The following is a 25,803-nucleotide window of genomic DNA, read 5'->3' as shown; positions in this document are numbered from 1 at the left end:
TCAGGCGCGAACCGGAACGGGCGCCGGCTTCACTCGGGCGACGGTCGTGACATACAGGAGCAGACCGACGGTGGTGAGGACGAAGCCGGCCCACACGGTGGACAGGGTCCCCCAGCCAGCGTCGAGGGCGACGGCGCCACCGATCGCGCCGAGGCAGTTGGCCAGGTTGAGGGCGGCCAGGTTGAGCGTTCCCATCAGGGTGGGGGCGTCCGGCGCGAAACCGGTCAGCCGGACCTGGATGGTGGGGATGGCTAACATCATGGTGGCGCCGACGCCGAAGAGGCAGGGCAGCAGAACCACCAGGTTGCTGCCTGACACACCGATCAGTACGAGGAACACCAGAGCACCGCCGTAGCCCAGGACCAGACCGCGGTTCTCGTACCGGTCGGCGACACGTCCGCCGACCTGGTTGCCGACCGCCATGCCCAGGCCGAAGACGGCGAGCGCGATCGGGATGAGCGAGGAGTCCCGCAGCGCCGCGTCGGTGACGAACGGGCCGATGAACGTGTAGACGGCGAAGATGCTGGAGATGCCGAGCGCCGCGACGGTGACCATCAGCCAGACGTCCCGCCGCCTGAGGGCGCCCAGTTCGCCCGTGAGGGAGCTGCCGCGCAGGTCGTCGGTGCGCGGCAGCCAGGCCACCAGGGCGGCTCCGGCGAGCAGGCCGACGGCGACCACGGTCCCGTACATGGCGCGCCAGCCGGCGTGCTGGCCGATGAAGGTGCCGAGCGGCGACCCGGCGATGGTGGCGACGGTGAGTCCTCCCATCACGGTGGCGAACGCCTTGCCGCCCTTGCCCGGCCCGTACACGTACGCGGCGACGACGGCCCCGGCGCCGAAGAACGCTCCCTGCACGCTGCCGGTGACAAACCGGAAGACGACGAACAGCACGATGTCCGGCGCCAGGGCGGAGAGCCCGTTGCCGACCAGGAACAGCCCGATCAAGCCGAGCAGCAGGGTGCGCCGGTTGACCCGGGCGGCGAGCAGGGTGATCGCCGGAGAGCCGATCATCACCCCGAAGGCATACGCGGTGATCGCGTAGGTCGCGACCGGAACGGACACGTCCAGATCGGACGCGAACAGCTGGATGATGCCGTTGCTGCCGAACTCGCCGGCGCCGATCGCGAAGGTGCCCAACGCCAGTGCGAACAACGTCAGCTTCGGATTCCTGATGGGCGACTTCGCGGTGGTGTGCCGCTTCTCCTCGGCGGTGCACTGACTGTCGTATGCGTGCTGATGCATCGTCTCGTCCTCGGCAGGAGGGTCGGTTGGACGGCGTACGGGCCGGTGCGGGACGGGGGGATCAATGCCGCCGAGCGCCAGGAAGGCCGCAGCCGGCCCGATCACCCACCGTCCGCCCCAGCCCCTCGAACATCGCCGGCCCCTGCCGGCCTCGTCGGCTCGGTGGTGTCAGCGCGCGGCGCGCTTGACGAGGGCGGCCGTCGCCGCGGGCTGCGCGATCATCACAACATGCGAGGTGTCGGCCTCGAAGGTGTGCGCGCCGGCCCGGCGCGCCATGAACCGCTGCGCCGCCGGGGGCAGCACCTGGTCGTCGCGGCCCACGAGATACCAGGACGGAATGGTCTTCCAGGCCGGGACGCCGGACGGCTCCCCGAGGGTGCGCACGTCCGCCGGCCGCTGGCCGGCCCACATCAGCCCGGCGGTCGCCTTCGGCAGGTCCCCGGCGAACACGTCGTGGAAGAGCTCCTTCTTGATGTAGCCGTCGACGAGTCCCTCACCGTAGGGACGGAAGTCCAGCGCCTCCTCGCTGAGTCTGCTTCCCGGGTACTTCGTCTGCAGGCCCAGCAGCGTCTCCCCCTGGTCGGGCACGAACGCGGCAACGTAGACCAGCGCCTTCACGTTCGGGTTGCCGGTCGCGGCGTTGGTGACGACGATCCCGCCGTAGGAGTGCGCGACGAGGACGATCGGGCCGCTGAGGGTCGCGAGGATGCCGGCCAGATAGGCGGAGTCGGAGGACACGCTGCGCAGTGGGTTGGGCGGTGCGATGACCGGATAGCCGTCACGGATGAGCCGGGAGGCGACCCCGTTCCAGCCGGAGGCGTCGGCGAACGCGCCGTGCACGAGTACGACGGTGGGCTTCTGGCCGCTGCCACTGCCGCTTCCGGTGTGTGCCTGCGCGGCGGGCGCGTCGAGTGCGGCGCCCACCACGACCGCGGCGGATCCGGCCAACAGCCCCCGGCGAGTTGTCGTCATGGTTGTATACCCTTCGGTATCCGGTGTTCTCGGTGGTGATCGCGGTCAGCGTAAAGCCGCCCACTTGACGAGCACTGAACAGAAATCCGGGCACCGATTCCGTTGTTGTCAAGCATGCCTTCGCGCAAAGCCGGAATACACGTCGGCGGAATACCCGCCGGCGAAATTAAGTTTGTCCCCGCTTCTCATTCCTGGGCCGCTCTGCCCCTCAGGGCCCGCGGTCAGGCATGGCCCCCGGTCCTGGGAGGAGTCGTTCGGCGGCTCGGCGTAGCGCTGGCCGTAGTCCCGCATGGTCTGGTCAACTCGGTCGAGAGCGGCTTCGGCCCGGTCGGGCGATCCGGCTGCCAGCCACATCTCGGCGAGCAGCGCCCAGTGGTAGGCGATGCCCCATTGCGGCGGATCGACCAGCCGTCGCAACGCGCAGACGTACTTCTGAAGAATGTTCAAGGCACTGGAGGGGGCGCCGTCGCCCCAGATCAGGTCGATCAGCTCGCTCGTACTGATCGACTTGCCCGCGCGCGAGCAGGATCGCGAGCAGATACGACCGCTGCCGAGGGCCGGGATCCAGCTCGACACCGTCGCGCCAGCCGCAACGGACCGAGAACCTGCAGCCGCAGAGACCCAGCGGAGGAAGCCATTCTCCCGTTCCCAGCCTTGGCCGGCCTTCGCCGCCATCCGCCGTCCGCGGTCGCCCAAGTCCCGAGGCAGGCAAAGCGATTACCAAAGATTTCCGACTGGAAACACAAAGCAAGCAACCAGAATCGACCAGAGTGACAGCCGCAATCGCGGCGACCCCTCCCAACGGGACCTGATCGCCCGATACGAACACCAAAGCAGACTTTACGGACATCGGGGCGCCGTCCACGGACGGTCAACTCCACGTCAACTGGCGGGCGCCAGTCTTTCGGTGCGCGGCGGATTCCATGCCCAGCGGGCCGCTTACCCCGCTGACGCGATGACCTCGAATGCCCACATCGGCTGAGAAGAGCAGGACTTACCCCATGAGCTCCGTACTACCGTTCCGAAGAATCGTGACCGGCCATGACGGGTCCGGCCGTGCGGTGATCACGCAGGACGCGCCGCCGACTCGCGTGGTGGAGATCGGCGGGCCTGGTGGCCCGACCTTCTACGAGGTGTGGAACACACGCCAGACGCCGGCCGTCATCGACCGGCAGTCGGGTGAGCCGGCGGAGAACGGTCTGGTGCTCGGACCTCCCGAGCGTGGCACTCGTATCCGGGTGATCGACTTCCCTCCGGAGGACGACCGGATCCGGAACCTGACGGGGGCGGAGGCGGCCGAGAAGTTCGGGGAGATGGACGGTGCCGACGCCACACGGTCCGACGCCGGCGCCCCGCATCCGTTGATGCATCGCACGCAGACGATCGACTACGGGATCGTCGTCGAGGGCGAGCTCACGCTGATCCTCGACGAGGGCGAGACCATCGTCCGCACCGGGGACATCGTGATCCAGCGCGGCACCAACCACGCATGGGCGAACCGGTCGGCCGCGAACTGCCGGGTCGCCTTCGTACTCATCGACGGCCAGTACACCGACGGACTCTGAGAAGGAGGAGCATCGTATGCGTATTCGCCCCATCCCACCCGATGAGCTCGACCCCTCACTCCGCGAGGTGCATGACGGCATCGCCGGCCTCGTCACCGAGGAGCAGGGCCGCGTCGTCATCCTCGACGACGACGGTGCGCTCGTCGGGCCGTTCGCGGCGATGCTGCACTTCCCCGCGTTCGGGGTTCCGGCGCTGTTTCTGCAGCGTGCGGTCGCGGCCGAGGCTCACCTCGACCCCGTCGTCCGCGAGGTGGCGATCCTCACCGTCGGCGCCGCTTACGGCGCCCGGTACCTGCTGTACGCGCACGAGCAGACCGCAGACGAGGTCGGTCTTGCGGCGGCACAGATCGCGACGCTGGCGGCGGGCGGGCGGCCCTCCGGGCTGAGTGACGAGCAGGCCGTCGCCCACGACGTCGCGAAGGCGTTGACCTCGGGGCGCATACTGCCGGACTCCACATACGACCGGGCCACGCAGTTGCTGGGCCCTGATGGGGTCGGCGAGCTCGTTTTCCTCATCGGCAGCTACTGCCTCATCGCGATGGTGCTGAACTGCTTCGACGTGCCGGTCCCCGGTCGGGAACCGTCAACTGCCCAGCCGTGACGCCGACGAGGTGGCTGCTGGCGATTGCGGCGTTGCGGATCGTCGCTGCCCAGTGCTCGGCCATCAGTTCCTCGGCACGGCGGGCGACCAGGTGGGCGTCGCGCTCGACGGACAGTGCGTGCGCCCGCTCGGCGACGGCCCGGAGGGGGGCGACCGGCTCGCCGCGTGCCCGCAGCACCCGTGTCCGGAGCAGAAGCAGCAGGCTTTCGGCGTAGCGCTGGCCGTACGTGTCGATGGCCGAGTCCGCCCGGCCGAGCGCCGCGTCGGCCTCGTCCAGCTTTCCCGCCGCCGGCCACATCTCGCCGAGGAGCCCGTACCAGGTGGCCAGGCCCGAGCGTGGCGGCTCGGAGAGCGACGCGACGATCAGGTCGTGCGCCTCCACGGCTACGCCGACCGGATCCCCGCCGGTCACGGCTCGTGCCCAGCACCGGACCAGCCGCAGGTAGTCGCCGAGTAAGCCGAACGAGAACGCGGGGTCCGCGGCGATCCCGCGCTCAGCCCCGCGACGTGCCCGCACGGGGGCGCCGATCAACGCGGCGACCCGTGCGGAGTAGGTCGCCCAGACCGTGATCACGTAGGGATCGTCCCCCGCGGCGGCCTCCATCGTGTCGAGCAAGGCCAGCGCCGCGTCGGTGTCACCGTGGAGCGCGGTCATCATCGCGAGCATCCCGGCCGCCATCAGCCGCAGATCGCGCCGAAGGGGGCCCTCCTGCTGGGCCGGGTCGCAGCGCCCGGCACGTTGTCGTCGTCGATATCTACTTCGGTATCCGGTGTCCTCGCTGATGAACGCAGGACCGGTTACTTGACGAGCACTGAACGGAAATCCGGGGCCCTACAGGAGCCGCTTCACCATTAGTTCCGTTGCCCCTCCGCCTTTTCCTGGGCGACGGCACTCGGCGCCGCAGGGTGGGCGCGCTTGTCCAAGGTGTACCGGCGTTGCAGCACGATGGCGATCGTCATGAGGACGGCTGGCACCAAGGTGAAGCCATAGCGGACGGCCGCCAGCGCGCCGGGAGACTGCGTGGTGTGCTCACCCGCGCCACTGGCCACGAACCCGCCCGCGGCCAGGCAGGCCGAGTACACGTACGGCCCCAACGCGCCGCCGGTGGCCTCGGCGGCGGTCCACACGCCGGTGTAGCTGCCCGCGCCGGCGGCACCGGCCGGCCCGGCGGCGGCGATGACGTCGGGCACCATCGACAGCGGCATCAATTGCATCGCGGCGAACGCGACGCCCAGCACGGCCACGGCTGCGATCAGCAGCGGCAGACCGGCCGCGGCGCCCAGGGCCAGCACCAGCGAACCGCCCACGAACGCGGCCTGGGCGGCGAGCAGGCTGCGCTGCTTGCCGAGACGCCGGGCCACCAGTACCCACAGGGGCGTGGTCAGGACCGCCGGCCCCATGAACGCCGCGATAAGCACGGTCGTGAGCGCGGAGCGGCCCAGCTCGTACTCGGCGAAGTACGGCATGGCGGCCAGTACCAGGTGCATCGTGATCCCGACGGTCAGATACGACGCGGTCAGCGCACGGAACTGCCGGTCGCGCAGCGCCACCACCAGCCCGCCCCGGCGCCCGGGCCCGGCCGGGGTGCCCGGCGCGGCCCGGTTGAGATGCGCGACGCCGGTGATGCCGACCAGCATCGCCGCGAACATGACCGCGCCGAGCCACAGAGCCATTCTCGTATAGGCGCCGACGCCCGGATCGTCGCCGGCGACCACCGGCGCGGCCACTCCGGCGAGCAGGACGCTCACGGTGATCACGACACTGCGGTAGCCCATGAGGCGGGTCCGCTCGTGGTAACCGATGCCCAGGTCGGCCGGTGTGGCGAGATAGGAGACCTGGTAGCACGAGTAGAGCAGGTTGCCGGTGACCAGCGCCACCGCGACCCATATCGCAGCGGTTGTCCCGTGCAGGTCCGACGGCACGGCGAACATGGCCACGAAGGCGAGCACCACAACGCAGCCGACCGACATCAGTTGCCGGCGGTGACCGATGGTGGCCAGGTTGGCATCGGAGATCCGGCCCACCCACGGGTGCAGCACGACATTGGCGACATTCGGCAGGAGCAGCGCGAGGCCGGCCGCGTCCGGCCGCACGGCCAGCACATCGGTCAGGAAGTACAGCAGGAAGATGCCGGGCACGGTGACCCAGATGCCCATGCCGATCGAACCGGCGGCGAACGGGACGAGTGCGCGGAGGGGGAGCCGAACGTTGGTCATCAGAAGCCTTCCGGTAGTCCGCCAAGGGGACTGTCGTTGCTCGCTTGCCTCCTCAGAAAGCCACGGCCAGTCGGCGTACGGCCTCCCGCAGTTCTTCCGGAGTGCGGTCGCTGTAGGCGAATCGCAGGTGCCGGTCCGAAGGCCGCCGCTGCCGGGGGTCCGCCGCGAAGAACTCGCCCGGCTGGTAGAGCACGCCGTGGGCGGCCGCCCGCCGGAACAGCGCCGCCGGGTCCACGGCGTCGTCGGTGAGCCGGGGCCAGAGGAACAGCCCGCCTTCGGGGGCCACGATGTCGAAGGCGCCCGGGAGTTGTTCCTGCAGGGCGTCGATCAGCACGCCGGCGCGTTCCTGGTACAGCGCGGTGGCGCCGCGCACGATCCGGTCGAAGCATTGGGGGTCGTCGGTGAGCAGCCTCTCGACTATCGCCTGGGTCACCGAGGATGTGTGTACGTCGAGGCGGTTGCGCAGCCGGATCACCGGGTCCACGAGGTGGTCCGGCAGCACCAGCCAGCCCACGCGCCAGCCGGGGCCGAGGGTCTTGGTGAAGGTGTTGACGTGGATCGCCCGATCCGACTGGTGGAAGACCGTGACACCCTGGTCCTGGCCGCCGAAGCGCAGTTCGCGATACGGATCGTCGATGATCACGTAGAAGCCGTACCGCTCGGCGAGCTCGACCAGTGCCTGTCGCTTCGGCGCCGAGAGACTGACCTGGGCGGGGTTGTGGAAGTCCGGCACGGTGTAGGCGGCGGCGATCCGGGCGCCGTCGGCGAGCCGCCGGGCGAGGTGTTCGACATCGAAGCCGTCGGCCACGACCGGTACCGGCAGGATCCGCGTCGTCGCCACCTCCAGGGCCCACAGGAAACCCGGGAACACCGGATCGTCCACCGCGACGGTGGCACCGCGTTCGACCACGGTCAGCACCGCCAGTGCGAGGCCGTGCATGCCACCGTTCGTCACCACGATCCGGCTCGGGTCGACGCCCTCCCGCTTCGCGATCCAGTCGCACAGCGCGGCGGATCCGCGCGCCGGCGAGTACTGGAGGGACGCGATCGCGGCGTCGGGGTCCTGCCACAGCTGCGCCGATGCCCGGCCGATCGCCTCACCGGGCAGAGCCTCGGGCGCGGGGATGCCACCCAGCAGGCGAATGGTTCCGGGGGCAGGGGCGGCCAGGCTGGCATCGACAAAGCCCTTCGGCGCCGAGAGCCCACGGGCCAGGGCCGTCAGCCCGCTCTGTTCCTCATCAGGGCCTGCGGTCATGCATTGCCTCCGGTCCGGAGAGGAGTCGTTCGGCACGTCGCGCGAACAAGTGCGCCTCACGTGCGGTGGATTGGCTGTAGGCGCGTTCGGCGGCGGCCCGGACAGCGGTGAGGGGTGCACCGCGGGCCTGCAGCAGGCGCGCCTTCAGCAGCAGGAGCAGCCCTTCGGCGTAGCGCTGGCCGTAGTCCCAGATTGCCTGGTCGGCTCGGTCGAGAGCGGCTTCGGCTCGGTCGGGCGATCCGGCTGCCAGCCACATCTCGGCGATCAGTGCGTAGTGGTAGGCAATGCCCCATTGCGGCGGATCGAGCAGGTGGGCGGCCAGGAGTTCCTCGGCCTCGGCCGCGGCTCCGGCCGGATCCTCGCCGGTGAGGGCGCGCGCCCAGCACCAGAACTGCCGGATGTAGTGATCGATGTGGGCACTGAGGCGGGCGAGGCCGGCGGCGACCCACCGCTCGCCGGCTCGCCGTGCCGTTTCGGCGTCCCCGGCCATGGAAGCGATCATGGTCGTGTAGTAGACCCAGACCGAGGCCGCGTACGGGTCCCCCGGGGTGTCCCAGGTGTCGACGAAGGCCAGCGCCGTGTCGGCATCACCGTGCAGCGCGGTCATGACGGCCCGCCAGCCGGGTCCTTCCCCGGGAATGCTGCCGTCCCGCCGGAGCGGTGTCTCTTTGTCCGGGGCGACGGTGTCGCCGTCCGCGGCGACATCCTCCTTGCTGAAGGCCCGGTATGCCTCGCCGATGTTGCCGATGTCCCACTGGTGCAGGCCCCAGGCCTGCCGGCCGTAGCGTCGGACGGCGGGGGCGGAGGACGCCTGACCGAGCTCGTGCATGCGGCGGGCCAACTGCCCGCGGTCCTTCTCGATGGAGGTGTAGGCGCCCATCAGCCGGATGAAGAGGAAGTCTGCGGCCTCCGCCTCCCGGCCGAGGGTGCGGGCCAGGTATTCGGCGCGCCCCAGCAGATCGAAGGTCGAGGCGTCGTATCCCGACTGTCGTCTGACGACGATGGCAAGCAGCGTGAGGGCGGAGAACTCCAGCTCCATGAGTCCTGAAGCCCGGGTGACCTGTACGGCGGAGCGCAGCTGTCGGTTGGCGGACTCGAAGGCGAGCTTGGCCGCCGCGCGGCGGCCGGCACGGATCAGCGCCTGCGCGGTGCGACCGGGCTCGGCGAGGGGGCCGGCGGCCCACAGGTGGTACGCGAGGCGTTCGGCGACGTCCTCGTCGTCGGCGTGGATCTGTTCGAGGGCGTCCGCGACGCGCAGATGCAACCGGGTGACCTGCTGTGTCGTCGCGGTCTCGGAGACCGACTCGCGCACCAGGTCGTGCGCGAAGCGGAGTGAGGACGGATCCTGCGGTCCGGGTTCGAGCAGCCCGAGCGTATGCAGCGGTTCCAGGCGGTCCAGACAGTCCGCGACGTCCACACCGGTGGCGCGGGACAGCAGCCTGAGGTCGACGTCGCGGCCTATGAGGGCGGCCACCCGCAGCAGGTCGCGGGCGTGGTCGTCGAGCCCGGACATCCGGTCGCGGACGACGTCGTGGACGGTGGAGGGGACCCCGGCCGCTGCGGACGCGTCCCCGTCGCCGATCGCACCGACCCCGCTGAGCAACCGGGACAGTTCGCGGACGAAGAACGGATTGCCGGAGGTACGGGCGTGAATGGCGCGGGCGACGGCGTCGCCGGGATCCTGGCCCGCCTCGTTGCGGATGAGTTCGGCCACGTCGGCCGGGTCGAGCGGGCCGAGGCGGAACCTGCGGTGGCCGGGGCGTCGACTGGCAGCGGCCAGCACCCGGGAAAGGTCAGGGCTGAGTGTGGGTGCGCGGTCACGTAGCGCGCCGATGAGCGCGGCGCCCTGGGGCAGCCGTTCCGCCAGGTGCTGCAACAACTGCAGGGAGGTGACGTCGGCCCACTGGAGATCATCGAGTATCAGGAGCATCGGCCGTCGCGCCGAGGCCTGTCCGACGAGGGCGACGACCTGCTCGAACAGCCGGAACTGGGCGTTGCCGTCGGGGAGTTCCCGCGTAGCGTCGTCCCGCGTCGCGAGGAGGCTGCCCAGCCCGCCGGTGAGCCACTGTTCGCTCGCCGCAGCGGGCAGACTGTGGACGACCTGGCTCAGCGCCTGCTCCCATGGCCACATCGCCGGTGTCCCCTCGCCCTCCAGGCAGGAGCCCCAGACGGTGAGTGCGCCCAGCCGGCCCGCCTCGGCGGCGGCCTCCTCCAGGAGCCGGGTCTTGCCCGCGCCCGGTTCGCCTTCGACGACGCCGATCGCGTTGTCGCCGGCGAGTGCGCGCTCCACGACGCGCCGGAGCGTGGCGAGTTCCTCGGCCCGGCCGATCAAGGTGGCCCCCGTGGTCCGCCCGACCTCCTCGTCCGTCTTCCGCGCAAGCGTCGACGCCGGGGTCTGCGTGAGAATCCGCCGCTGGGCATCCTCCAGCGCCGGACCCGGGTCGATGCCGAGTTCCTCGGCGAGCCGGTCGCGGGCCTGGCGGAACACCGACAGCGCCTCCGCCTGGCGGCCTGCGGCGCCGAGCACGCCGATGAGACTGGCCAGCACGGCTTCGTTGAACGGTGCCATCGATGCGGCCAGTTGCAGAGCCGCGAGCACCCGCTCCGGTTGGCCTGTCGACACGGCAAGGCCCGCCGCCGCCGTGCACGCTTCGTAGAACTCGTTGTCGAGTGCGGCGAAAACGGTCGCGGCGAGCGTTCCCTCGGCGATACCGTCGCCCGCCGAGCCGTGCCAGAGCCCGAGCGCTCCGACGTAGTGATCGAGGGCCGCCTCGTGCTCGTGCCGAGTCAGCGCAGCCCTGGCGGCATCGACGAGTTCACGGAAGGCGACGAGGTCCAGCGTGGCTGAGCCGGCGACGAAGAGGTAGGAATTGCCGCGACGGTGGAGGAACGAACCGGCTTCACGGACGGGCAGCAGAGGCTCGAACAGCCGTCGCAACGCGCCGACGTACTTCTGGAGAATGTTGACCGCCGAGGCCGGGACGTCCTCGGCCCAGATCAGGTCGACCAACTCGCTCGTACTGATCGGCTTGCCCGCGCGGGCGAGCAGGATCGCGAGCAGATACGACTGCTGCCGAGGGCCGGGGTCCAGTTCGACGCCGTCGCGCCAGATCCGCAACGGACCGAGAACCTGCAGCCGCAGAGACGCAGCGGAGGAAGTCATTCCTTTTCCCGTTCCCAGCCTTGGCCGGCCTTCGCCGCCATTCGCCGTCCATGGTCGCTCAAGTTCCGTGGCAGACAAAGCGATTACCAAGAATTGCTGACTGGAAAGGCAAAGCAAACAACCAGAAACGACCAGAGATGACCGTCACCATCGCGGCGGATACCTCCCGACGGGCCATGCGCCACCGGCACATGCAGTAACGCTCACCGGTTCCGCCCTACTGGCCGATCACCAGGTCCTCGGTGGGCAGTGTCTGGCAGGCCAGCCGCCAGCCGGCCGCCAACTCGTCGGCGGAGAACATCCCCCGGTCGTCGGTCTCGTAGGCGCCGGAGAGCACCCGCACCCGACAGGTACCGCAGGCGCCTTCGCCGCACGACTGGGGCAGCGCGACGCCGACGGCGTTGGCGGCGTCGAGGACCGACTGCCCGGGGCTGCACGAGAACGCCGGGCCACCGCCATCCGTGCCGATCACGAACTCCGTGACACCGGCCGCCGCAGCGGCGGCAGCAATGGTGTGCGCCTTCTCCCGGCGGGTCTCCTTGCTCCGGCCCGACACGAACGCCTCGGTGCGGATGGCCTCTGGCGGCACCCCCAGTTCTCTCAGGCGACCGATCAGGTCCTGCATCATGGGCGCCGGCCCGCACAGGTGCACGCGGGTCGCCGGGCCCGCGTGGGGCAGCAACTCGTCGTAGCCGATCCGCCCTTGTCGATCGGTCGCGAAGACCGACACCTCCAGCCCCGGCAACCGTGACCGCAGCGCCTCGATCTCCGGCCCGAACAGCACCTCGGCCTCGGTCCGGTAGCTCGCCAGCAGGACGATCCGCCCCGTGTGACCGACGTCGGCGGCCGCGAGCAGCACACTCATCAGCGGGGTGATCCCGACGCCCCCGGCGATGAGCAGGAGCGTTTCAGCGTCGGTGCCCGGCTCCCAGATGAACTCACCGTGCGGGCCGCTCACCCGCAACGCCAGCCCTACCTCCAGTTCCTCATGCAGGAACCCCGAACCCAGCCCGTCCGGCTCGTGCTTCACCGCGATCTCGAAGAAGCCGCTCTCCCCCGGACCGCTGCAGATCGAGTACGACCGTTCGATCGGCTCGACGGCGACGGGCAGTTCGACCTTCACATACTGCCCGGCGGTGAACGAGAACGGCACCACGCCCCCGTCCAGGGGTTCGAAGCGGATCCTCCGGACCGTCGGGGTCAGCACCTCGATGCCGGCCACGCGCAGATAGCCTTCCCAGGGCGTGGCCGGATCCCGGGTCGTTCCGCCGGAACGGATGGCCTGCCACATCGTCCCGAGCTGCCGCGGTTTCAGGACAGCGTTCGCCGCCATCAACCCGCCGGCCAGCGCCCCCACGACGCCGGACCCCCAGGCGTCCTGCCCGGCCACGAAGAGGCCCTTGACCGGAGTACGGCATCCCGCCCGCGCCGAGCGCAACCGCTGGGGAGTCGCTGCGAGTCCGTAGAAGGATCCCCGCACGCTGTGCTGATAGGTCTCGAACGACAGCGGCGTCGCCAGTTCGGCGAACGCGATCGTCTCCCGGAATCCGGGCCAGCGTTCCTCCAGGCGGGCGATCAGCCGCCCGGTCAGCTCGTCCTTGAACTTCCGGTAGCTTTCGGGCCGCTCGTTCCCGGACGTCCCGCGCCACTCGTCGACCACCTTGGGATCGACGAGTTCCAGCAGCTCCACCGTGTGGAACCGGGCGGCCGGATTGTTGAGCGACGCGAACGACACGTACAGCGTGCCTTCCCCAGGAAGGCGTTGAACGCCGTCGTGGTCGTCGAGATCCGGCATGAACCAGTGGTTCTCGCCGCGCAGTCCGAACTCGGCCGGCGACCGGTCCAGTCCGAGAAACAGCATGACCGCCGACCGTTCCTCGGGCAGATCCGCCAGTTCGTGGCTCTTCCCGATCAGGGCATACGTGTTGCGCACTCCGGTCGCCGAGACGACGGTGTCCGCCCGCACCCGGTAGCGGCGGCCGGTGGTGGTGTCCTCGACGTCGACGCCGGCCACTTTGCCGCCCTCGACGACGACTTCGTGCACCCTCTGCCGGGAGCGCAGCACCACGCCGTACCGCCGCAGCATGTCCAGCACGACCCGGTTGAGTTCCTGCGGGCCGCCCACGGGGTGTGCGGTGCCTTCCATGAAGAAGGTCAGCGGGACCGCCGCGTGATACCCGAACGCGCTCGACGCCGGCGGAGTGCCGTACAGCCCCCATCGCGCGGCCAGCACGGCCCGCAGACGCGGATCGCGGAAGCTGCGGGAGACCTGGTCCCGCAACGATCGGAAGGCCGACGGGAAGAGCCGCTCGACGATGGGCGCGCCCGCTTTTCGTACGCCGTCGGGGAACGATGCGAGGACATTGCGCGCGGTCAGCCCGGCCATGGCCCAGCGCGTGGTCCGGAAGAATCGGTCGATCGCGTCGGACTCGGCAGGGAACCGTTCCTTCAGACGCTCACGGAACCGCTCCTTCCCGGCGGGGACGGCGAAATCGAACCCCGGGAAGTGCAGCGCGTCGTACTCGTCCGGCAGGGGCGAGAGCTGCGCCCTTCCGTCCGTCATGAACCCGAGGAACGGGCCGGCGCTCGCACTCATGTAATGCAGCCCGGTGCCGAAGCGGTATCGGCCGGCGCGGGAGAACTCCTGCGTCATCCCGCCGAGCGTGTAGTGCTGTTCGAGGACGAGAACGCGTTTCCCGCCGAACTGCGCGATCGTGCGCGCCGCCGCGAGACCGCCCATACCCGACCCGATCACAACGACATCGACTTCCTCGTCCGACCCCATCGGCACCCCCAGTCGTCTGTCCTCCGAGGCGCTCAGATTGGTCGAACCGGCTTGACGTCGACTGAATGACCAGTGAAGCCCGCCCGGAACCAGGTCCCGGGCGCATTCAATTCCCGTCCAGTGCGACGCCATAGCTTTCTGTCGGCCGTCATCCGAAGGAAAGGTTGGCCCATGGTGAGCGGGAATCCGACGATCGTGCTCGTACACGGAGCCTTTGCCGACGGCAGCGGCTTCAACGCCGTCGCCAAGCGACTTGTCGCCGACGGCCATCCAGTGGTCGCCGCGCCGAATCCACTGCGGGGGCTCGCCTTTGACGCGGCTCAGGTCAGGGCGCTGCTGGACAGCATCGAGGGACCGATCGTGCTGGTCGGGCACTCGTACGGCGGTGCGGTCATCTCAACTGCCGCCGCGGGAAACACGAAAGTGAAGGCACTGGTCTACCTGGCGGCGTTCGTGCCGGAGACGGGCGAGAGCGCGCAGGCACTGGTCGAGAAGTTCCCGGGCAGCACCGTGGGCGAGTCCCTGAAGCCGGTGCCGCTGCCCGACGGACAGGTGGACCTCTACATCGACCCGAAGGTCTTTCACCCCCATTTCGCGGCCGACGTGTCCGCGGAGGAGGCCGCCTTCTACTCGATCACGCAACGCCCGGCCACCGGCGCCGCCCTGGGCGAGCCCGCCACCGGTCCACAGGCGTGGCACACGATCCCGAACTACAACCTGATCAGCGGCGCCGACAGGATCATCCCCCCGGCGACGCAGGAGTTCATGGCCCAGCGCTCCGGCGCGAAGACCCAGGTGGTCGAGGGTGCTTCGCACATGGTGTTCGTCTCCCGGCCGGGTGCGGCGGTGGGCCTCATCGAGACGGCCGTGCGGGAGCAGACCTCGATCCGATGATCCACGGGAGGGAAAATGCACAAGAGCGAAAAGGCCATGAGGTGGGGCCTGCGGATCCACCTTTTCTGGTACGTCATCGCCAATGCAGCCCAGGTGGTGCTGTGGGCGATTCTCACATCCGACCACTTCTTCTGGCCTCTGTGGTCGATTCTGGGCTGGGGTATCGGGCTGCTGATCCACTTCTTGGCGATTCGTTCGAAGTTCCGATCACTCGCCCGGTCATGATCTGAACCATCGCAACGAGTCCCAGAGCAGGATCATGTCCGGGAAAGTGGTTCCGGGTCGCAACACTGCCGCCGCCGAAGGCGATGTCGTCGTCTTCCACATCGGGCTGCGCATCAACCGACTCCTGGCATTCTCCAGCTGGTTGCCGACCTTCATGTCGATGCCACGCATGCTGCGCGAGCTCTCACAGGAGAAGAGCAGCGGGCTGCTCGGCTACAAGGTGCTCTACGGAGGGCTCCGGGAGTTCTACGTCGTCCAGTACTGAACCGACAAGGAACGGCTCCTCGCGTACGCCCACCAGCAGGACAAGGAACACCGGCCCGCATGGACGGCGTTCAACCGACGAGCACGTGCCGGGAAGGGACACGTGGGTATCTGGCACGAGACGTTCATCGTCCCGGCAGGCTCCTACGAAACGGTGTACGACGACATGCCCGCATACGGCCTCGCTGCCGCGACGGGTGTCGTGCCGGTCGGCCGCCGCGGGGATACGGCGGCCCAGCGGCTGAGTGCGGCGAAGGAGTAGGCGTCCGTCCCGCGAGGAACTGAACCGCCTTGAGCTACAGGGAAATCACGAGGAATGGCCAGGCGCGGATCGACAAGCAAAAGCGCAGACAGCCGAAGCCTGAACGAACAGCACCAGCGCCGACGCCTGCTGTTCACGTTCAACTCCACCACTCCAGCAACATGGTGGGGAGTTTCAGAGGTAAGGGAGTGATCTGTCCGAGCGGCATCCGCCAGGGCTGGTCGGCGCAGTCTTGGTCCGTGGGGCCCATCGAAGCCCCAGCAAGCCTGGAAGATCATGCGGACGTGATGTGGGCGGATCACACGCCCCTGCGAACCGCCCGCGGCACACGCCCTACCAGGGCATGCAGCGCTCTGGCCGGAACGATCACCGCAGTGGGGTGATGGCTGAGTGTCTACATCGGCGGATGTCACGCGGGCCAACTTCGAGCGTGGCTCTCCTGTAGGGACGGGGGAGAAACTGCCCGCCGCAGCTTCGGGATCGCGAGCTTGAGGTCGCCAGCCGGCGTGGTCCCTGATCTTCACACTCCCCTCGGCCTCGATCAGTTCCTGCGGCAGCCGCTCGGCCACCTCGCGGACGAGTTCAAGACCATCTGCCGAACGTAATGACTACAGTTGAGTAGGGAATTTCACCAGCCGACGGGTGCACGCCAGGAGGCGGGACCCGCGCACTCAACCGTGGAAATCCCCTACGCCGCTCGGCGGCAACGCCGTTGCACTGCGTGGGTGTTGGTCCCGCTGGAACTGGTACTTGCGGGATGTCTTGTAGTAGCGGTCCTTCAATTAACGCCGCCGCATACCGAGAGACCGGCGCCCTCCAATTGACGTGGAGTGGACCCCTCCGGGGACCGCGATCCAACGTTTGCAAACTCCGCCTGGGCAGAGGGTTGCTGTGCGCACGCGTCGGCGGCCTGCTCGCCGAACTCCACAGCTGAGTGCGACCGCACGGATGCCGCCGCCCGCGCATTCAGTCGACGTCAAGTGTCCATTCCGTGCCCGTCACTAGCTTTGGCTCGTCACCCAACGAGCCAAGGAGGCACCAGCGATGCCTACGCGCGTCAATCGGCAGACAGTCGACCTCACTCCGTATCCCGACCTCGTGGTCGTCTACCTCGGTATGCGAGTCAATCGGCTCTACGGCCTACGCACCTTGGCCGGCTACGGCCCGCAGATCGGTCAATCCGGGAAAGACCAGCCGGAAGGCCTGCTGTCGCACGAGTCGCTGCTGTGGTCGCTGTTCCCCATGCACGTCGGCATCCGCCAGTACTGGCGCGACCTGCCTTCGCTCTTGTCATGGGCGCGGTCCGAACCGCACCGGCGCTGGTGGCGAGATTTCCTGCGCGACAGCGGCGGCACCGGATTCTGGCACGAAACGTACCTGATCCGCGGCGGTATGGAGGCGGTGTATGACGACATCCCGAGCCGTCGGGGCTTCGCCTCCTTCGCCCCCGTGCGGCCGGCGCGCGGCCACCTGTTCGGCTCGGCCACGCGAGTCGGACGTCCTGAAGAAACCGCCGCACCGGTCGTCAGCGAGGAAGAGCTCTACACGCCCGACGCCCAGCCGGAACCCACCGACGGAACGGCTTGATATAGCGTCGGCTCGGCGTCCGGAACGGCTCCCGTCTGCACCTCGGAAGTCACTCCCGCCGGACGGGAGCGAAACGATAAGCTTCCAGCGATGGCCGCTCCGGAGGCGAGAGGTACCGCGGTGTCAGTCCCCGTAGTCCCCTCTGGCGGTGAGGATCAGCCGGCCGGCCGATCCTCACCATATCTGCAGATCTTGGGCCCGCTACGGATCTGGCGCGACGGTGTCGAACTGGATGCCGGGCCACCACAACAGGCATACCTCCTGGCGCTGCTGCTGGCCCGCGCCGGCCAGCCGACCAGCACGAGCGAGCTGATCGACCTGATCTGGGGCGATGACGTACCCAACAGCGCGCTCAACATCATCCACAAATACGTCGGCGCGTTGCGGCGACTGCTCGAACCCGCGATCCCCGCCCGTGAAACCGGCTCCTACCTGCACCGCCGCGGCAACGCCTATCTGTTCTCCGCCGCCCCCGGCGCCCTGGACCTCCTCACCTTCCGAGAACTCGTTGCGACCGCCAAAGAGGCCATGGCACAGCAACGCCAGGAAACGGCGCTCGACCGCTATGTCGAAGCGCTCGGTCTCTGGCGGGGTCGGGCGGGCGACGGGTTCACCCACAGGTCGACCGCACTGCCGATCTTCACCGGTCTCGACGACGAGTTCCACACCGCGTGCACCGAAGCGGCCAAGCTGGCCGTGTCGCTGCGCCGACCGGCATCGGTGCTGTCGGCGCTGCAACTCGCCGCATCGACCTCGCCGTTCCACGAACCCGTCCACGCCGGTCTCATCACCACCCTGGGGGCCGCGGGACGCCGGGCCGAGGCACTGTCGGCGTACCACAGCGTCCGCGCCTGCCTCGCCGACGAACTCGGCATCGATCCCGGTCCGGAAATACGGGCCGCACACCTGCAAGTGCTGACGCAGCCCCAGACCTCGCCGCCCGTGGCGAGTACGGCCGGCGCTTCGGCGCGGAAGGAAGCCGGCCTCGTCGGCAGGGTCGAGGAACTCGCCGTACTGCGCCAAGCCGTCGAGAAGGCTTTCACCGGCAGTGCGGCGCTCGGCATCGTCCAAGGGGAGCCGGGCGTGGGCAAGACCCGGCTACTGCAGGAGATCGCTGCAGAAGCGAGTCGGCGTGGCGCGCTGGTCGTTTGGGGTTCGTGCCTGGAAGGCGACGGAACACCGTCAATGTGGCCCTGGGAACAGACACTCCGCCCGATTCTCGACAGCCTGCCCGCACCGTTGCGGGAGAAGTGGCTCGCCAGCGAGCTCGGCGCACTCCTCCAATCTCCAGACGACTACGCCACCGGGTCGGCGATTCCCGACAGCCGTGCACAGTTCCGCCTGTTCGAGCAGGTCGTCACCGTCGTCGGGCAGGCCTCGGCGCAACAGCCCATGCTGCTGATCGTCGATGACCTGCAGTGGGCCGACGCCGCCTCACTCCAGTTGTTCGGCCACCTGACGGCCCGGCCGCCCACCGGCACGGTGATCATCGGAGCGCTACGCGATCGCGCACCCGCACCCGGCTCCAGCCTGTCGCGGGTCCTGGCCACGGCCGGCCGGCTGCCCGGCCACCGCAGGATCCGGCTCGGCCCGCTCGGCCTGACCGACGTGACCGAGCTCATCCGCCGCGAAACTGGCCGCGAGCCCGGCGCCGAAGTCGCCCGCGGCATCCATGCTCGCACCGCCGGCAATCCGTTCTTCGTCCAGGAGCTGTCCCGGCTGCTCAGCGAGGGCGGTTCGCTCGGCGACGGCGGCGCATCCGCACCAGCCGGCGTGCCGGCCACCGTGCGAGACGTCGTCCGTGATCGGATGACCGGCCTCGACGACAGCGCTCACGGCCTGCTGCGCACCGCCGCGGTCATCGGCCGCGACGTGGACCTCGACCTGCTCGCCCGCACGATGGGCGTCGAGATCGCGGAGTGCCTCGAACGCCTCGAACCGCTGCAAGAACTCGGTCTCCTGGAGGCCAAGCCGCAAGACCCGTTCTCGTGGCACTTCGCGCACGACCTGATCCGCGAGTCGATCACCGAGACCACCGCGCGGCAGCAGGCCGTCCAGCTGCATCTGTGTGTCGCCGACGCCCTCGAACCCATCCACGCCGACGACGAGTCCGTCGCCGAACGCCTCGCCTACCACCTGTGGGCCGCCGGCCCCCTGGCCGACCCGGGTCGCACCGCGAAGGCACTGGCACGCGCCGGTCGCCGCGCGGCGACCAAGCTCGCGTTCGCGGCCGCCTATCGGAACCTGGAATCGGCCATCCAGATCGCCCGGACAGCAGGGCTGCTGGAGATCGAACTGTCCGTCCTGGCGCTGCTCAACCTCCTCGCCGTCGAGCCTCCGGGAATGGGCGGCTCGACGTACGATCTGCTGGAACGGGGCGCATACTTGGCCCGCAGACTCGGCCGCGAGACGGCCGAGGCCGAGTTTCTCTTCTATCGGATGACCGGGGCCTACGTCTCCACCGAGAAAGACCGTGGGATGTGGGCTCGCCGGCTGCATGAGCAAGGCCAGGCGTCCGCGGACCCGAAAATCCAGGCGTACGGCCGGCAGGCCTGGGGCCTGTACCACTGGGATATCGGCGACATCGGCGCGGCGTATCAGTGTTTCAGCTGGCTGGGCCGTACCACTGCGGACGATGTTGCCTCGCTGCTCGCGAACTCGGCCGACCCGCACCCGGGACCGGCTCAAGAAAGTCTGTACCACCTTGCCGACCAGGTCGGGGGTGTCCCGATTCGACGCCGTGACGACCGTGGACGCTGGCGGATCCCCGATGAGTGGATCGGCTATTTGGGGGTCATTACCTCGCTGCATGGCGATGTCGAGACGGGGCGGTCCCTGCTCGGCACGGTGTACCAGGCCGAGGGTGACCTTTTCGAGATGTCGGGCTGGACCCGTTACCAGACCATGGCCGCCTCGATGGCCGGTGACGCGGACTGGGCGATGCAAGCGACCGAACGGTGGGTCGCGGCCAGCGCCGACCTTCCCGGTGTCGCCCAGGAAACCTATATACGGCTGGACTGGTACTGGGCCCGTGCCCTCACCGGCGATGACCCGGCCGGCGCCGCGGCCAAGGCCGAACAGCTCCTGGCCGCGACCCTGGCCGACCCGCCGAGATGGGGCCTCGCCTACTGGTACGGACTGGTCGCCGAGATGTGGCTGGCAGCCGAGCTGCCCGACCGGGCCGCTTCCGCCCTCGACCAGGCCGACCAGGCCATCAAAGCCCACGGCCAACGCTACGCCGAAGGGCTTCTCCTGCTACTGCGCGCGCGCCTGCTGCAGGCCCGCGGCGAACCCGTCGATGTCGTGCGAGCCGCCGCCGACGAAGCCCGCACCCGATCCGGCGAACGCGGGGCCCACCTCTTCGCTCGCCGCGCCGAGAGGTTCCTGGCCGATCTCGACCAGAATCTCGGAGCCCCATTCGGGAGTGTAAATCTAACGGCGGATCCGACGATCATGGGAGAGACGTCAAGTGACTGATACCGCTGTGGAGTTGGGGACCGTGGAGCCTTTGGAGAGTGCCCAGTTGGGACAGTCTGCGCCTGTGTCCGACGAGCAGTTGGTCGCGATGCTGGTGGAGCGGGCCCGGTCGGAGGGGCTGCAGCTGACGGGGCAGGGTGGGCTGCTGCAGCAGCTGACCAAGCGGGTCCTGGAGTCGGCCCTGGAAGGTGAGATCACGGATCACCTCGGCTATGAGAAGCACGACGCGGCCGGCCGGGGCAGTGGCAACTCCCGCAACGGGAGCCGGGCCAAGACGGTGCTGACCGACGTCGGGCCGGTCGAGGTGAAGGTCCCGCGTGACACCTCGGGCACGTTCGAGCCAGAGATCGTCAAGAAGCGGCAGCGGAGGCTGACCGGGGTCGATGAGATGGTTCTGTCGTTGTCCGCGAAAGGGCTCACGCACGGCGAGATCGCCGCACACCTGGCCGAGGTCTACGGGGCCGAGGTGTCCAAGCAGACCATCTCCACCATCACCGACAAGGTGATGGAGGGCATGGCCGAATGGCAGAACCGACCCCTCGACCGTGTTTACCCCGTTTTATTCGTCGATGCGATCAACGTCAAGATCAGGGACGGGAAGGTCGCGAACCGTCCGGTCTACGTGGTGATGGCGGTGACGGTGGACGGCACCCGCGACATCCTCGGCATCTGGGCCGGCGACGGCGGCGAGGGCGCCAAGTACTGGCTGCACGTGTTCACCGAGCTGAAGAACCGCGGCTTGGACGACGCGCTGATGCTGGTCTGCGATGGGCTGAAGGGACTTCCCGAGGCCGTGGAAACCGTCTGGCCTCGCACGATCGTCCAGACGTGCGTGGTGCACCTGCTACGGAACTCGTTCCGTTACGCCGCCCGCCAGGACTGGGACAAGGTCGCCAAAGCCCTCAAGCCCGTCTACACCGCGCCCAGCGAGGACGCGGCAACGGAGCGGTTCCTGGAGTTCCAGGAGGCGTGGGGAGGCAAGTATCCGGCGATCGTGAAGCTGTGGTCGGACGCCTGGGCCGAGTTCGTGCCCTTCCTCTCCTTCGACGTTGAGATCCGTAAGGTCATCTGCAGCACGAACGCGATCGAGAGCGTCAACGCCCGCATACGCAGGGCCGTTCGGGCCCGCGGGCACTTCCCCAACGAGGCCGCCGCCCTCAAGTGCATCTACATGGCGCTGATGAGCCTGGATCCGACCGGGAAGGGCCGCAAGCGGTGGACCATGCGCTGGAAAGCACCTCTCAACGCGTTCCAGATCGCCTTCGAAGGCCGCCTGACCCCGAGCAACAACTGACCATCAACAACCAAGATCAGCCGTTAAATTGACACACCCATCTGACACCACCCGCCAACGGAATACCGCAGGGGATGAATACGTACCCGATACCAGCTATGCGGGCGGACCTCACAGGCATTGAGGTCCCGTTGTTCGGCGAGAGGGAGAATTCCGCTGGCCAGTGAGATTCAGGCAGCCGGTGGAGATCCAGGGTCGAAGTCGTACAGGTATAGACCAAAATCCCCGGCTGTCGCCAAGCCGTCGCTAGTAGGCGTCCAATCCAGCGCCCGCAGCCCTCCTTCGGTTCGCATCGTTGTTGCCAGATCCCCTGACAAGGGGTTCCAGATTCGCACTGTGCGGTCGACGCTGCTGGTGGCGAGCCATGTGCCGTCCGGGGAAATCGCCACCGCACTCACCCAGCCGCTGTGGCCGACGATGGTGGTGGCGGTGTGGTCGGCGGCTGCATCCCAGATCCTCACCGCACCGTAGTTGTCGCCGGTAGCGAGCCATGTGCCGTCCGGGGAAATCGCCACCGCACTCACCCGGTCGCCGTGGCCGGTCAGGGTGGCGGTGATCTGTCCGGTGGCCGCATCCCAGATCCTCACCGCACCGTAGTTGTCGCCAGTGGCGAGCCAAGTGCCGTCCGGGGAAATCGCCACGGCATTCACCCCGCTGCCGTGGCCGGTCAGGGTGGCGGTGATCTGTCCGGTGGCCGCATCCCAGATCCTCACCGCACCGTAGTTGTCGCCAGTGGCGAGCCAAGTGCCGTCCGGGGAAATCGCCACGGCATACACGCGGCCGACGTGGCCGGTCAGGGTGGCGGTGATCTGTCCAGTGGCCGCATCCCAGATCCTCACCACACCGGTCTTGTCGCCAGTGGCGAGCCAAGTGCCATTGGGAGAAATCGCCACCGCGTACACAGGGTCGGTGTGGCCGGTCAGGGTGGCGGTGATCTGTCCAGTGGCCGCATCCCAGATCCTCACCGCACCGTTGTTGTCGCCAGTGGCGAGCCAAGTGCCGTCCGGGGAAATCGCCATCGCGTGGACGGCAAGCGTGGTGGTTCTTCGCCCGGTGGCCGCCTCCGAGAATCGCACTGTGCGGCCTCGGCTGCTGGTGGCGGGAATCGCTACCGCGTTCACCCGGCTTGTGTGGCCGGTCAACGCTCCGGCTGTTCCGCGCGTGGTCGTATCCCAGATTCGTACTGTGCCGTCGGCGACGGTGGCGAGCCAGGTGCCGTCGGGGGAGATCGCCGCCGCGTACACAGGGTCGGTGTGGCCGGTCAGGGTGGCGGTGATCTGTCCAGTGGCCGCATCCCAGATCCTCACCGCACCGTTGTTGTCGCCAGTGGCGAGCCAAGTGCCATCGGGAGAAATCGCCAGCGCAATCACCCGACCGGTTTGGCCGGTCAGGGTGGTGGTGGTTCGCCTGGTGGCCGTATCCCAGATACGCACTGTGCGGTCGCGGCTGCTGGTGGCGAGCCAGGTCCCGTCAGAGGAGATCGCCACGGCATACACAGGGCCGGCGTGGCCGGTCAGGGTGGCGGTACTCTGCCCGGTGGCCGCATCCCAGATTCGTACCGTGCCGTCGGCACGGGTGGCGAGCCATTTACCGTCCGGGGAAATCGCCACCGCATACACCCGGCCATCGCGGCCGGTCAGAGTGGTGGTGGTCTGTCCTGTGGCCGCATCCCAGATCCTCACCGCACCGTAGTTGTCGCCAGTGGCGAGCCAAGTGCCATCGGGAGAAATCGCCACTGCATACACCCGGCCAACGTGGGCGGTCAGGGTGGCAGTGATGTGTCCGGTAGCCGCATCCCAGATACGCACTGTGCGGTCATCGCCGCCGGTGGCAAGCCAAGTACCGTCCGGGGAAATCGCCAACGCACTCACCGGGCCGGTATGGCCGGTCAGGGTGGCAGTGATGTGCCCGGTGACCGCATCCCAGATACGCACTGTGCGGTCATCGCCGCCGGTGGCAAGCCATGTGCCGTCCGGGGAAATCGCCAACGCACTCACCGGGCCGGTATGGCCGGTCAGTACGCGGATCTGCGCGGAGTCGGGCATGTCGGGCAGCGGGCACCGGTTATAGAGCGCGGGGCTGGTGGACCGCCAAGCGCTCGCCTGGGGCAGCCAGTTGTCATATCCGGCTAGCCGGCTACGGAGGACGGCGCCCAGGGCATGGTCGGGAGCGATCGGTGCAAGGAGATGGGCGGTCCGGGCCAAGTCGATGGCGGCCTGATGGGCCGAGGCGGTGGGGATCTGATCCAGGTCGGCCAGGGGTGCAGTCGCCCCGCCCTGCGCCAGACGCCGTTCGATCCACCGCAGGTCGAGCGCCAGCGCTTCCGCCTCGCTGGCACGTCCGGCGTCCAGGATGTGGGTGATGAGATGGTCGGGCAGGTATTCGTCGGGGTGCTGCCACCACGCACGCACCGGCCCGGTGCCGCCACCCGGCTGCGGCTCGGCCAGGGGCAGGTTCGCGGCAACGGCGTCGACCAACGCGCCGTTCACTCGTTCCAGGTGCGCGTCGCCCAGGCGCGAGCGGAGGAGGTCGCGGATAACGTCGTGGAGGCGGATGCGGCCGCCGCGGGCCGGGTCCAGCTCCAGCTCCAGCAGGGACAGTCCGCCAAGCGCCGCACACAGGTCCCTAGACTGCCCCGGGCGCAGCGCACCCGTTCCCTGCCATAGGAGCGTGACGAGGTCGACAGGGATGGACTCGTCCTCCGCGAAGACACCCAGCTCCGTGAAGCGCTCGAACCCGCCAGGCGGCAACAGCGCTGCGCCGGCCTCGACCGCCGCGGCCACTGCGGTCTGCCGGGAGCGCGGATGGTTCAGATCCACCGCCACACCCGGATCCAGGCCCGCCGGCCCCTCCTGGCGCAACTGCCCGAGTATCTCGGCCGCCGCGTCATCGGCCGCCAAGCCGGTGTCCATGCGGCGGTGCACGTACTGGTTACAGATCCGCAGTAGCAGCGGCCACCGCCCGGTCGCTCGCAGCAGACCGAGCGCGGTGTCCTCCGACAGCCCACCGGGCAGCCCGAACCCCAGGACCTGCCGCGCCTGGACGGCGGACATCTCGTCGACCTTCACCCGGAACGCGCCGCTCGGAAGCAACTCCGGCAGCCGCGTGGTGATCAGCCGCCGGCACTTCGCACCGCCGATCAGGAACGGCGCCAGCTGCTCAGCGTTCCACACATCGTCCAGGAGCAGCAGCATCGGCGGACGTGCATCGAGCAGCCGTCCCAAGTGGGCACCTGCCAGGTCCGGGTCGTCAAAGACCGTGGTATCCCCGGTGATGAACCGGGTTGCCTCGGCCACCTTCGCGGTGATCTCAGCCCGACTGCGCACGTCCAGGCCCAAGGTGATGCGGTAAATCCGCCCCCGGAACCGGCGCCGAATCCGACGGTCGGCCCACACAACCTCCGCTAGCGTGGTCTTCCCGAAACCGCCCGCACCGGTCAGCCCCGCAGTGGCCGTAATCCCCACCGATCCCTGGCCCCGACGGCGCAGTAGTTCACCCACCACGACCCTGACTTGCGCGCGGTCGACCACCCAGCGAGGAATCTCCGGCGGCGCTGGTGCGGGCGGGTCCTCAGCCGCTACCGAGGACCCGGAGTCATTGAACAGCGCATACAGGGTTAGCAGCAGTGCCAGCGTCAGGCCCACTCCGAGGACGATCCACGCGTGCCGCCGAACCTGGTCAAGCGGACCCGGCCACCGGTCCTGACCGGTGGCCGCGTTCTCCGCCAACGACGTCACCGCACTGACCACCGCCGTGATCACGGCCGACGCAGCTAGTCCCGGCCACCGACTCCCGGCCACGAGCCCCCCAAAAAAAGTCGCACACCGGCACAGGAGGTTACTGCCGGGCTGGCCCTGCGCACTGACGAACCCTTCGATCCGACACCACTCACCAAGGGAATACCGCAGGGGAGAAATACGTACCCGGTACCAGCAATTCGAACGGATCTCGCGACCAACGACCTCCCTCTGTTCGGTAGGTGAGGAGAGAAATGCGCCAC

The 25,803-nt window shown here is 68.7% G+C and carries 16 protein-coding genes and 2 pseudogenes; 8 read left to right on the top strand and 10 right to left on the bottom strand.

What is annotated here, in order from left to right:
- The 3 genes from AQJ46_RS45350 to AQJ46_RS56710 all read right to left on the bottom strand — a co-directional run bounded on the left by AQJ46_RS45350 (nucleotide 1) and on the right by AQJ46_RS56710 (nucleotide 2,889).
- Nucleotides 1-1,242, bottom strand: a complete 1,242-nt coding sequence (locus AQJ46_RS45350; RefSeq protein WP_059211211.1) for an MFS transporter — start codon at nucleotides 1,240-1,242, stop codon at nucleotides 1-3.
- A gap of 168 nt (nucleotides 1,243-1,410) precedes the next feature.
- The gene (locus AQJ46_RS45345; protein ID WP_059211210.1) at nucleotides 1,411-2,214 is read right to left on the bottom strand and encodes an alpha/beta fold hydrolase; all 804 of its coding nucleotides are present in this window, start codon (nucleotides 2,212-2,214) and stop codon (nucleotides 1,411-1,413) included.
- A 108-nt stretch (nucleotides 2,215-2,322) separates the two neighbouring features.
- Nucleotides 2,323-2,889, bottom strand: coding sequence for a helix-turn-helix domain-containing protein (locus AQJ46_RS56710; protein WP_059211209.1), 567 nt, complete (start codon nucleotides 2,887-2,889; stop codon nucleotides 2,323-2,325).
- Between the two features lie 326 nt (nucleotides 2,890-3,215).
- Here AQJ46_RS56710 and AQJ46_RS45335 point away from each other — a divergent pair, with 326 nt between their 5' ends.
- On the top strand, nucleotides 3,216-3,779 hold the full coding sequence (locus tag AQJ46_RS45335) for a cupin domain-containing protein (protein WP_059211208.1): 564 nt from the start codon (nucleotides 3,216-3,218) through the stop codon (nucleotides 3,777-3,779).
- 16 nt (nucleotides 3,780-3,795) lie between these two features.
- Nucleotides 3,796-4,380, top strand: coding sequence for a carboxymuconolactone decarboxylase family protein (locus tag AQJ46_RS45330; RefSeq protein ID WP_059211207.1), 585 nt, complete (start codon nucleotides 3,796-3,798; stop codon nucleotides 4,378-4,380).
- Here AQJ46_RS45330 and AQJ46_RS45325 read toward each other — a convergent pair.
- From AQJ46_RS45325 to AQJ46_RS45305, 5 genes are all read right to left on the bottom strand, one after another.
- On the bottom strand, nucleotides 4,310-5,035 hold the full coding sequence (locus tag AQJ46_RS45325) for a hypothetical protein (RefSeq protein WP_159064180.1): 726 nt from the start codon (nucleotides 5,033-5,035) through the stop codon (nucleotides 4,310-4,312). The two genes, AQJ46_RS45330 and AQJ46_RS45325, sit on opposite strands and share 71 nt — an antisense overlap.
- 197 nt (nucleotides 5,036-5,232) lie before the next feature.
- Entirely contained in the window at nucleotides 5,233-6,597 is a 1,365-nt protein-coding gene (locus AQJ46_RS45320) for an MFS transporter (protein ID WP_059211205.1), read from the bottom strand.
- 52 nt (nucleotides 6,598-6,649) lie between these two features.
- Complete coding sequence (locus AQJ46_RS45315) at nucleotides 6,650-7,852, bottom strand: aminotransferase-like domain-containing protein (RefSeq protein ID WP_059211204.1); 1,203 nt, start codon at nucleotides 7,850-7,852, stop codon at nucleotides 6,650-6,652.
- Entirely contained in the window at nucleotides 7,836-11,015 is a 3,180-nt protein-coding gene (locus AQJ46_RS45310; RefSeq protein WP_059211203.1) for an ATP-binding protein, read from the bottom strand. Before AQJ46_RS45310 ends, AQJ46_RS45315 begins: the two co-directional genes overlap by 17 nt.
- Nucleotides 11,016-11,232: 217 nt before the next feature.
- The gene (locus tag AQJ46_RS45305) at nucleotides 11,233-13,800 is read right to left on the bottom strand and encodes an FAD-dependent oxidoreductase (protein WP_159064179.1); all 2,568 of its coding nucleotides are present in this window, start codon (nucleotides 13,798-13,800) and stop codon (nucleotides 11,233-11,235) included.
- 171 nt (nucleotides 13,801-13,971) lie between these two features.
- Between AQJ46_RS45305 and AQJ46_RS45300 the strand changes: the two genes are divergently transcribed.
- The 3 genes and pseudogenes from AQJ46_RS45300 (at nucleotide 13,972) to AQJ46_RS45290 (ending at nucleotide 15,445) form a co-directional block, all read left to right on the top strand.
- Entirely contained in the window at nucleotides 13,972-14,694 is a 723-nt protein-coding gene (locus tag AQJ46_RS45300) for an alpha/beta fold hydrolase (protein WP_059211201.1), read from the top strand.
- 15 nt (nucleotides 14,695-14,709) lie between these two features.
- A complete protein-coding gene (locus AQJ46_RS45295) occupies nucleotides 14,710-14,919 on the top strand; it encodes a 2TM domain-containing protein (protein ID WP_059211200.1) in 210 nt (69 codons plus the stop codon).
- 34 nt (nucleotides 14,920-14,953) lie between these two features.
- Nucleotides 14,954-15,445 (top strand): annotated as a pseudogene (locus AQJ46_RS45290) (DUF4188 domain-containing protein).
- A 424-nt stretch (nucleotides 15,446-15,869) separates the two neighbouring features.
- Here AQJ46_RS45290 and AQJ46_RS59535 read toward each other — a convergent pair.
- Nucleotides 15,870-16,053, bottom strand: a pseudogene (locus tag AQJ46_RS59535) (IS256 family transposase); the annotation flags it as partial.
- Nucleotides 16,054-16,489: 436 nt separating this feature from the next.
- Here AQJ46_RS59535 and AQJ46_RS45285 point away from each other — a divergent pair.
- The 3 genes from AQJ46_RS45285 to AQJ46_RS45275 all read left to right on the top strand — a co-directional run bounded on the left by AQJ46_RS45285 (nucleotide 16,490) and on the right by AQJ46_RS45275 (nucleotide 21,803).
- The gene (locus AQJ46_RS45285; RefSeq protein ID WP_059211199.1) at nucleotides 16,490-17,032 is read left to right on the top strand and encodes a monooxygenase family protein; all 543 of its coding nucleotides are present in this window, start codon (nucleotides 16,490-16,492) and stop codon (nucleotides 17,030-17,032) included.
- Between the two features lie 192 nt (nucleotides 17,033-17,224).
- Nucleotides 17,225-20,509, top strand: a complete 3,285-nt coding sequence (locus AQJ46_RS45280; RefSeq protein ID WP_063803932.1) for a BTAD domain-containing putative transcriptional regulator — start codon at nucleotides 17,225-17,227, stop codon at nucleotides 20,507-20,509.
- 88 nt (nucleotides 20,510-20,597) lie between these two features.
- Nucleotides 20,598-21,803: an IS256 family transposase gene (locus tag AQJ46_RS45275; protein ID WP_225887600.1), complete on the top strand. Its 1,206-nt coding sequence runs from the start codon at nucleotides 20,598-20,600 to the stop codon at nucleotides 21,801-21,803.
- 170 nt (nucleotides 21,804-21,973) lie between these two features.
- On the opposite strand, the gene AQJ46_RS45270 is transcribed toward AQJ46_RS45275, so the two are convergent.
- A complete protein-coding gene (locus AQJ46_RS45270; RefSeq protein ID WP_059211197.1) occupies nucleotides 21,974-25,564 on the bottom strand; it encodes a WD40 repeat domain-containing protein in 3,591 nt (1,196 codons plus the stop codon).
- Between the last annotated feature and the right edge of the window lie 239 nt (nucleotides 25,565-25,803).

Source organism: Streptomyces canus, assembly GCF_001514145.1.
In the GTDB taxonomy this organism is placed as follows: Bacteria; Actinomycetota; Actinomycetes; order Streptomycetales; family Streptomycetaceae; genus Streptomyces; species Streptomyces canus.
This window is presented reverse-complemented; position numbering and strand designations above follow the sequence as displayed.

What these genes read in the sequence shown, in the direction of transcription:
- AQJ46_RS45350 (WP_059211211.1), bottom strand. Translation starts at nt 1,242, where the DNA reads ATGCATCAGCACGCATACGACAGTCAGTGCACCGCCGAGGAGAAGCGG.
- AQJ46_RS45345 (WP_059211210.1), bottom strand. Translation starts at nt 2,214, where the DNA reads ATGACGACAACTCGCCGGGGGCTGTTGGCCGGATCCGCCGCGGTCGTG.
- AQJ46_RS56710 (WP_059211209.1), bottom strand. Translation starts at nt 2,889, where the DNA reads ATGGCGGCGAAGGCCGGCCAAGGCTGGGAACGGGAGAATGGCTTCCTC.
- AQJ46_RS45335 (WP_059211208.1), top strand. Translation starts at nt 3,216, where the DNA reads ATGAGCTCCGTACTACCGTTCCGAAGAATCGTGACCGGCCATGACGGG.
- AQJ46_RS45330 (WP_059211207.1), top strand. Translation starts at nt 3,796, where the DNA reads ATGCGTATTCGCCCCATCCCACCCGATGAGCTCGACCCCTCACTCCGC.
- AQJ46_RS45325 (WP_159064180.1), bottom strand. Translation starts at nt 5,035, where the DNA reads ATGACCGCGCTCCACGGTGACACCGACGCGGCGCTGGCCTTGCTCGAC.
- AQJ46_RS45320 (WP_059211205.1), bottom strand. Translation starts at nt 6,597, where the DNA reads ATGACCAACGTTCGGCTCCCCCTCCGCGCACTCGTCCCGTTCGCCGCC.
- AQJ46_RS45315 (WP_059211204.1), bottom strand. Translation starts at nt 7,852, where the DNA reads ATGACCGCAGGCCCTGATGAGGAACAGAGCGGGCTGACGGCCCTGGCC.
- AQJ46_RS45310 (WP_059211203.1), bottom strand. Translation starts at nt 11,015, where the DNA reads ATGACTTCCTCCGCTGCGTCTCTGCGGCTGCAGGTTCTCGGTCCGTTG.
- AQJ46_RS45305 (WP_159064179.1), bottom strand. Translation starts at nt 13,800, where the DNA reads ATGGGGTCGGACGAGGAAGTCGATGTCGTTGTGATCGGGTCGGGTATG.
- AQJ46_RS45300 (WP_059211201.1), top strand. Translation starts at nt 13,972, where the DNA reads ATGGTGAGCGGGAATCCGACGATCGTGCTCGTACACGGAGCCTTTGCC.
- AQJ46_RS45295 (WP_059211200.1), top strand. Translation starts at nt 14,710, where the DNA reads ATGCACAAGAGCGAAAAGGCCATGAGGTGGGGCCTGCGGATCCACCTT.
- AQJ46_RS45285 (WP_059211199.1), top strand. Translation starts at nt 16,490, where the DNA reads ATGCCTACGCGCGTCAATCGGCAGACAGTCGACCTCACTCCGTATCCC.
- AQJ46_RS45275 (WP_225887600.1), top strand. Translation starts at nt 20,598, where the DNA reads ATGCTGGTGGAGCGGGCCCGGTCGGAGGGGCTGCAGCTGACGGGGCAG.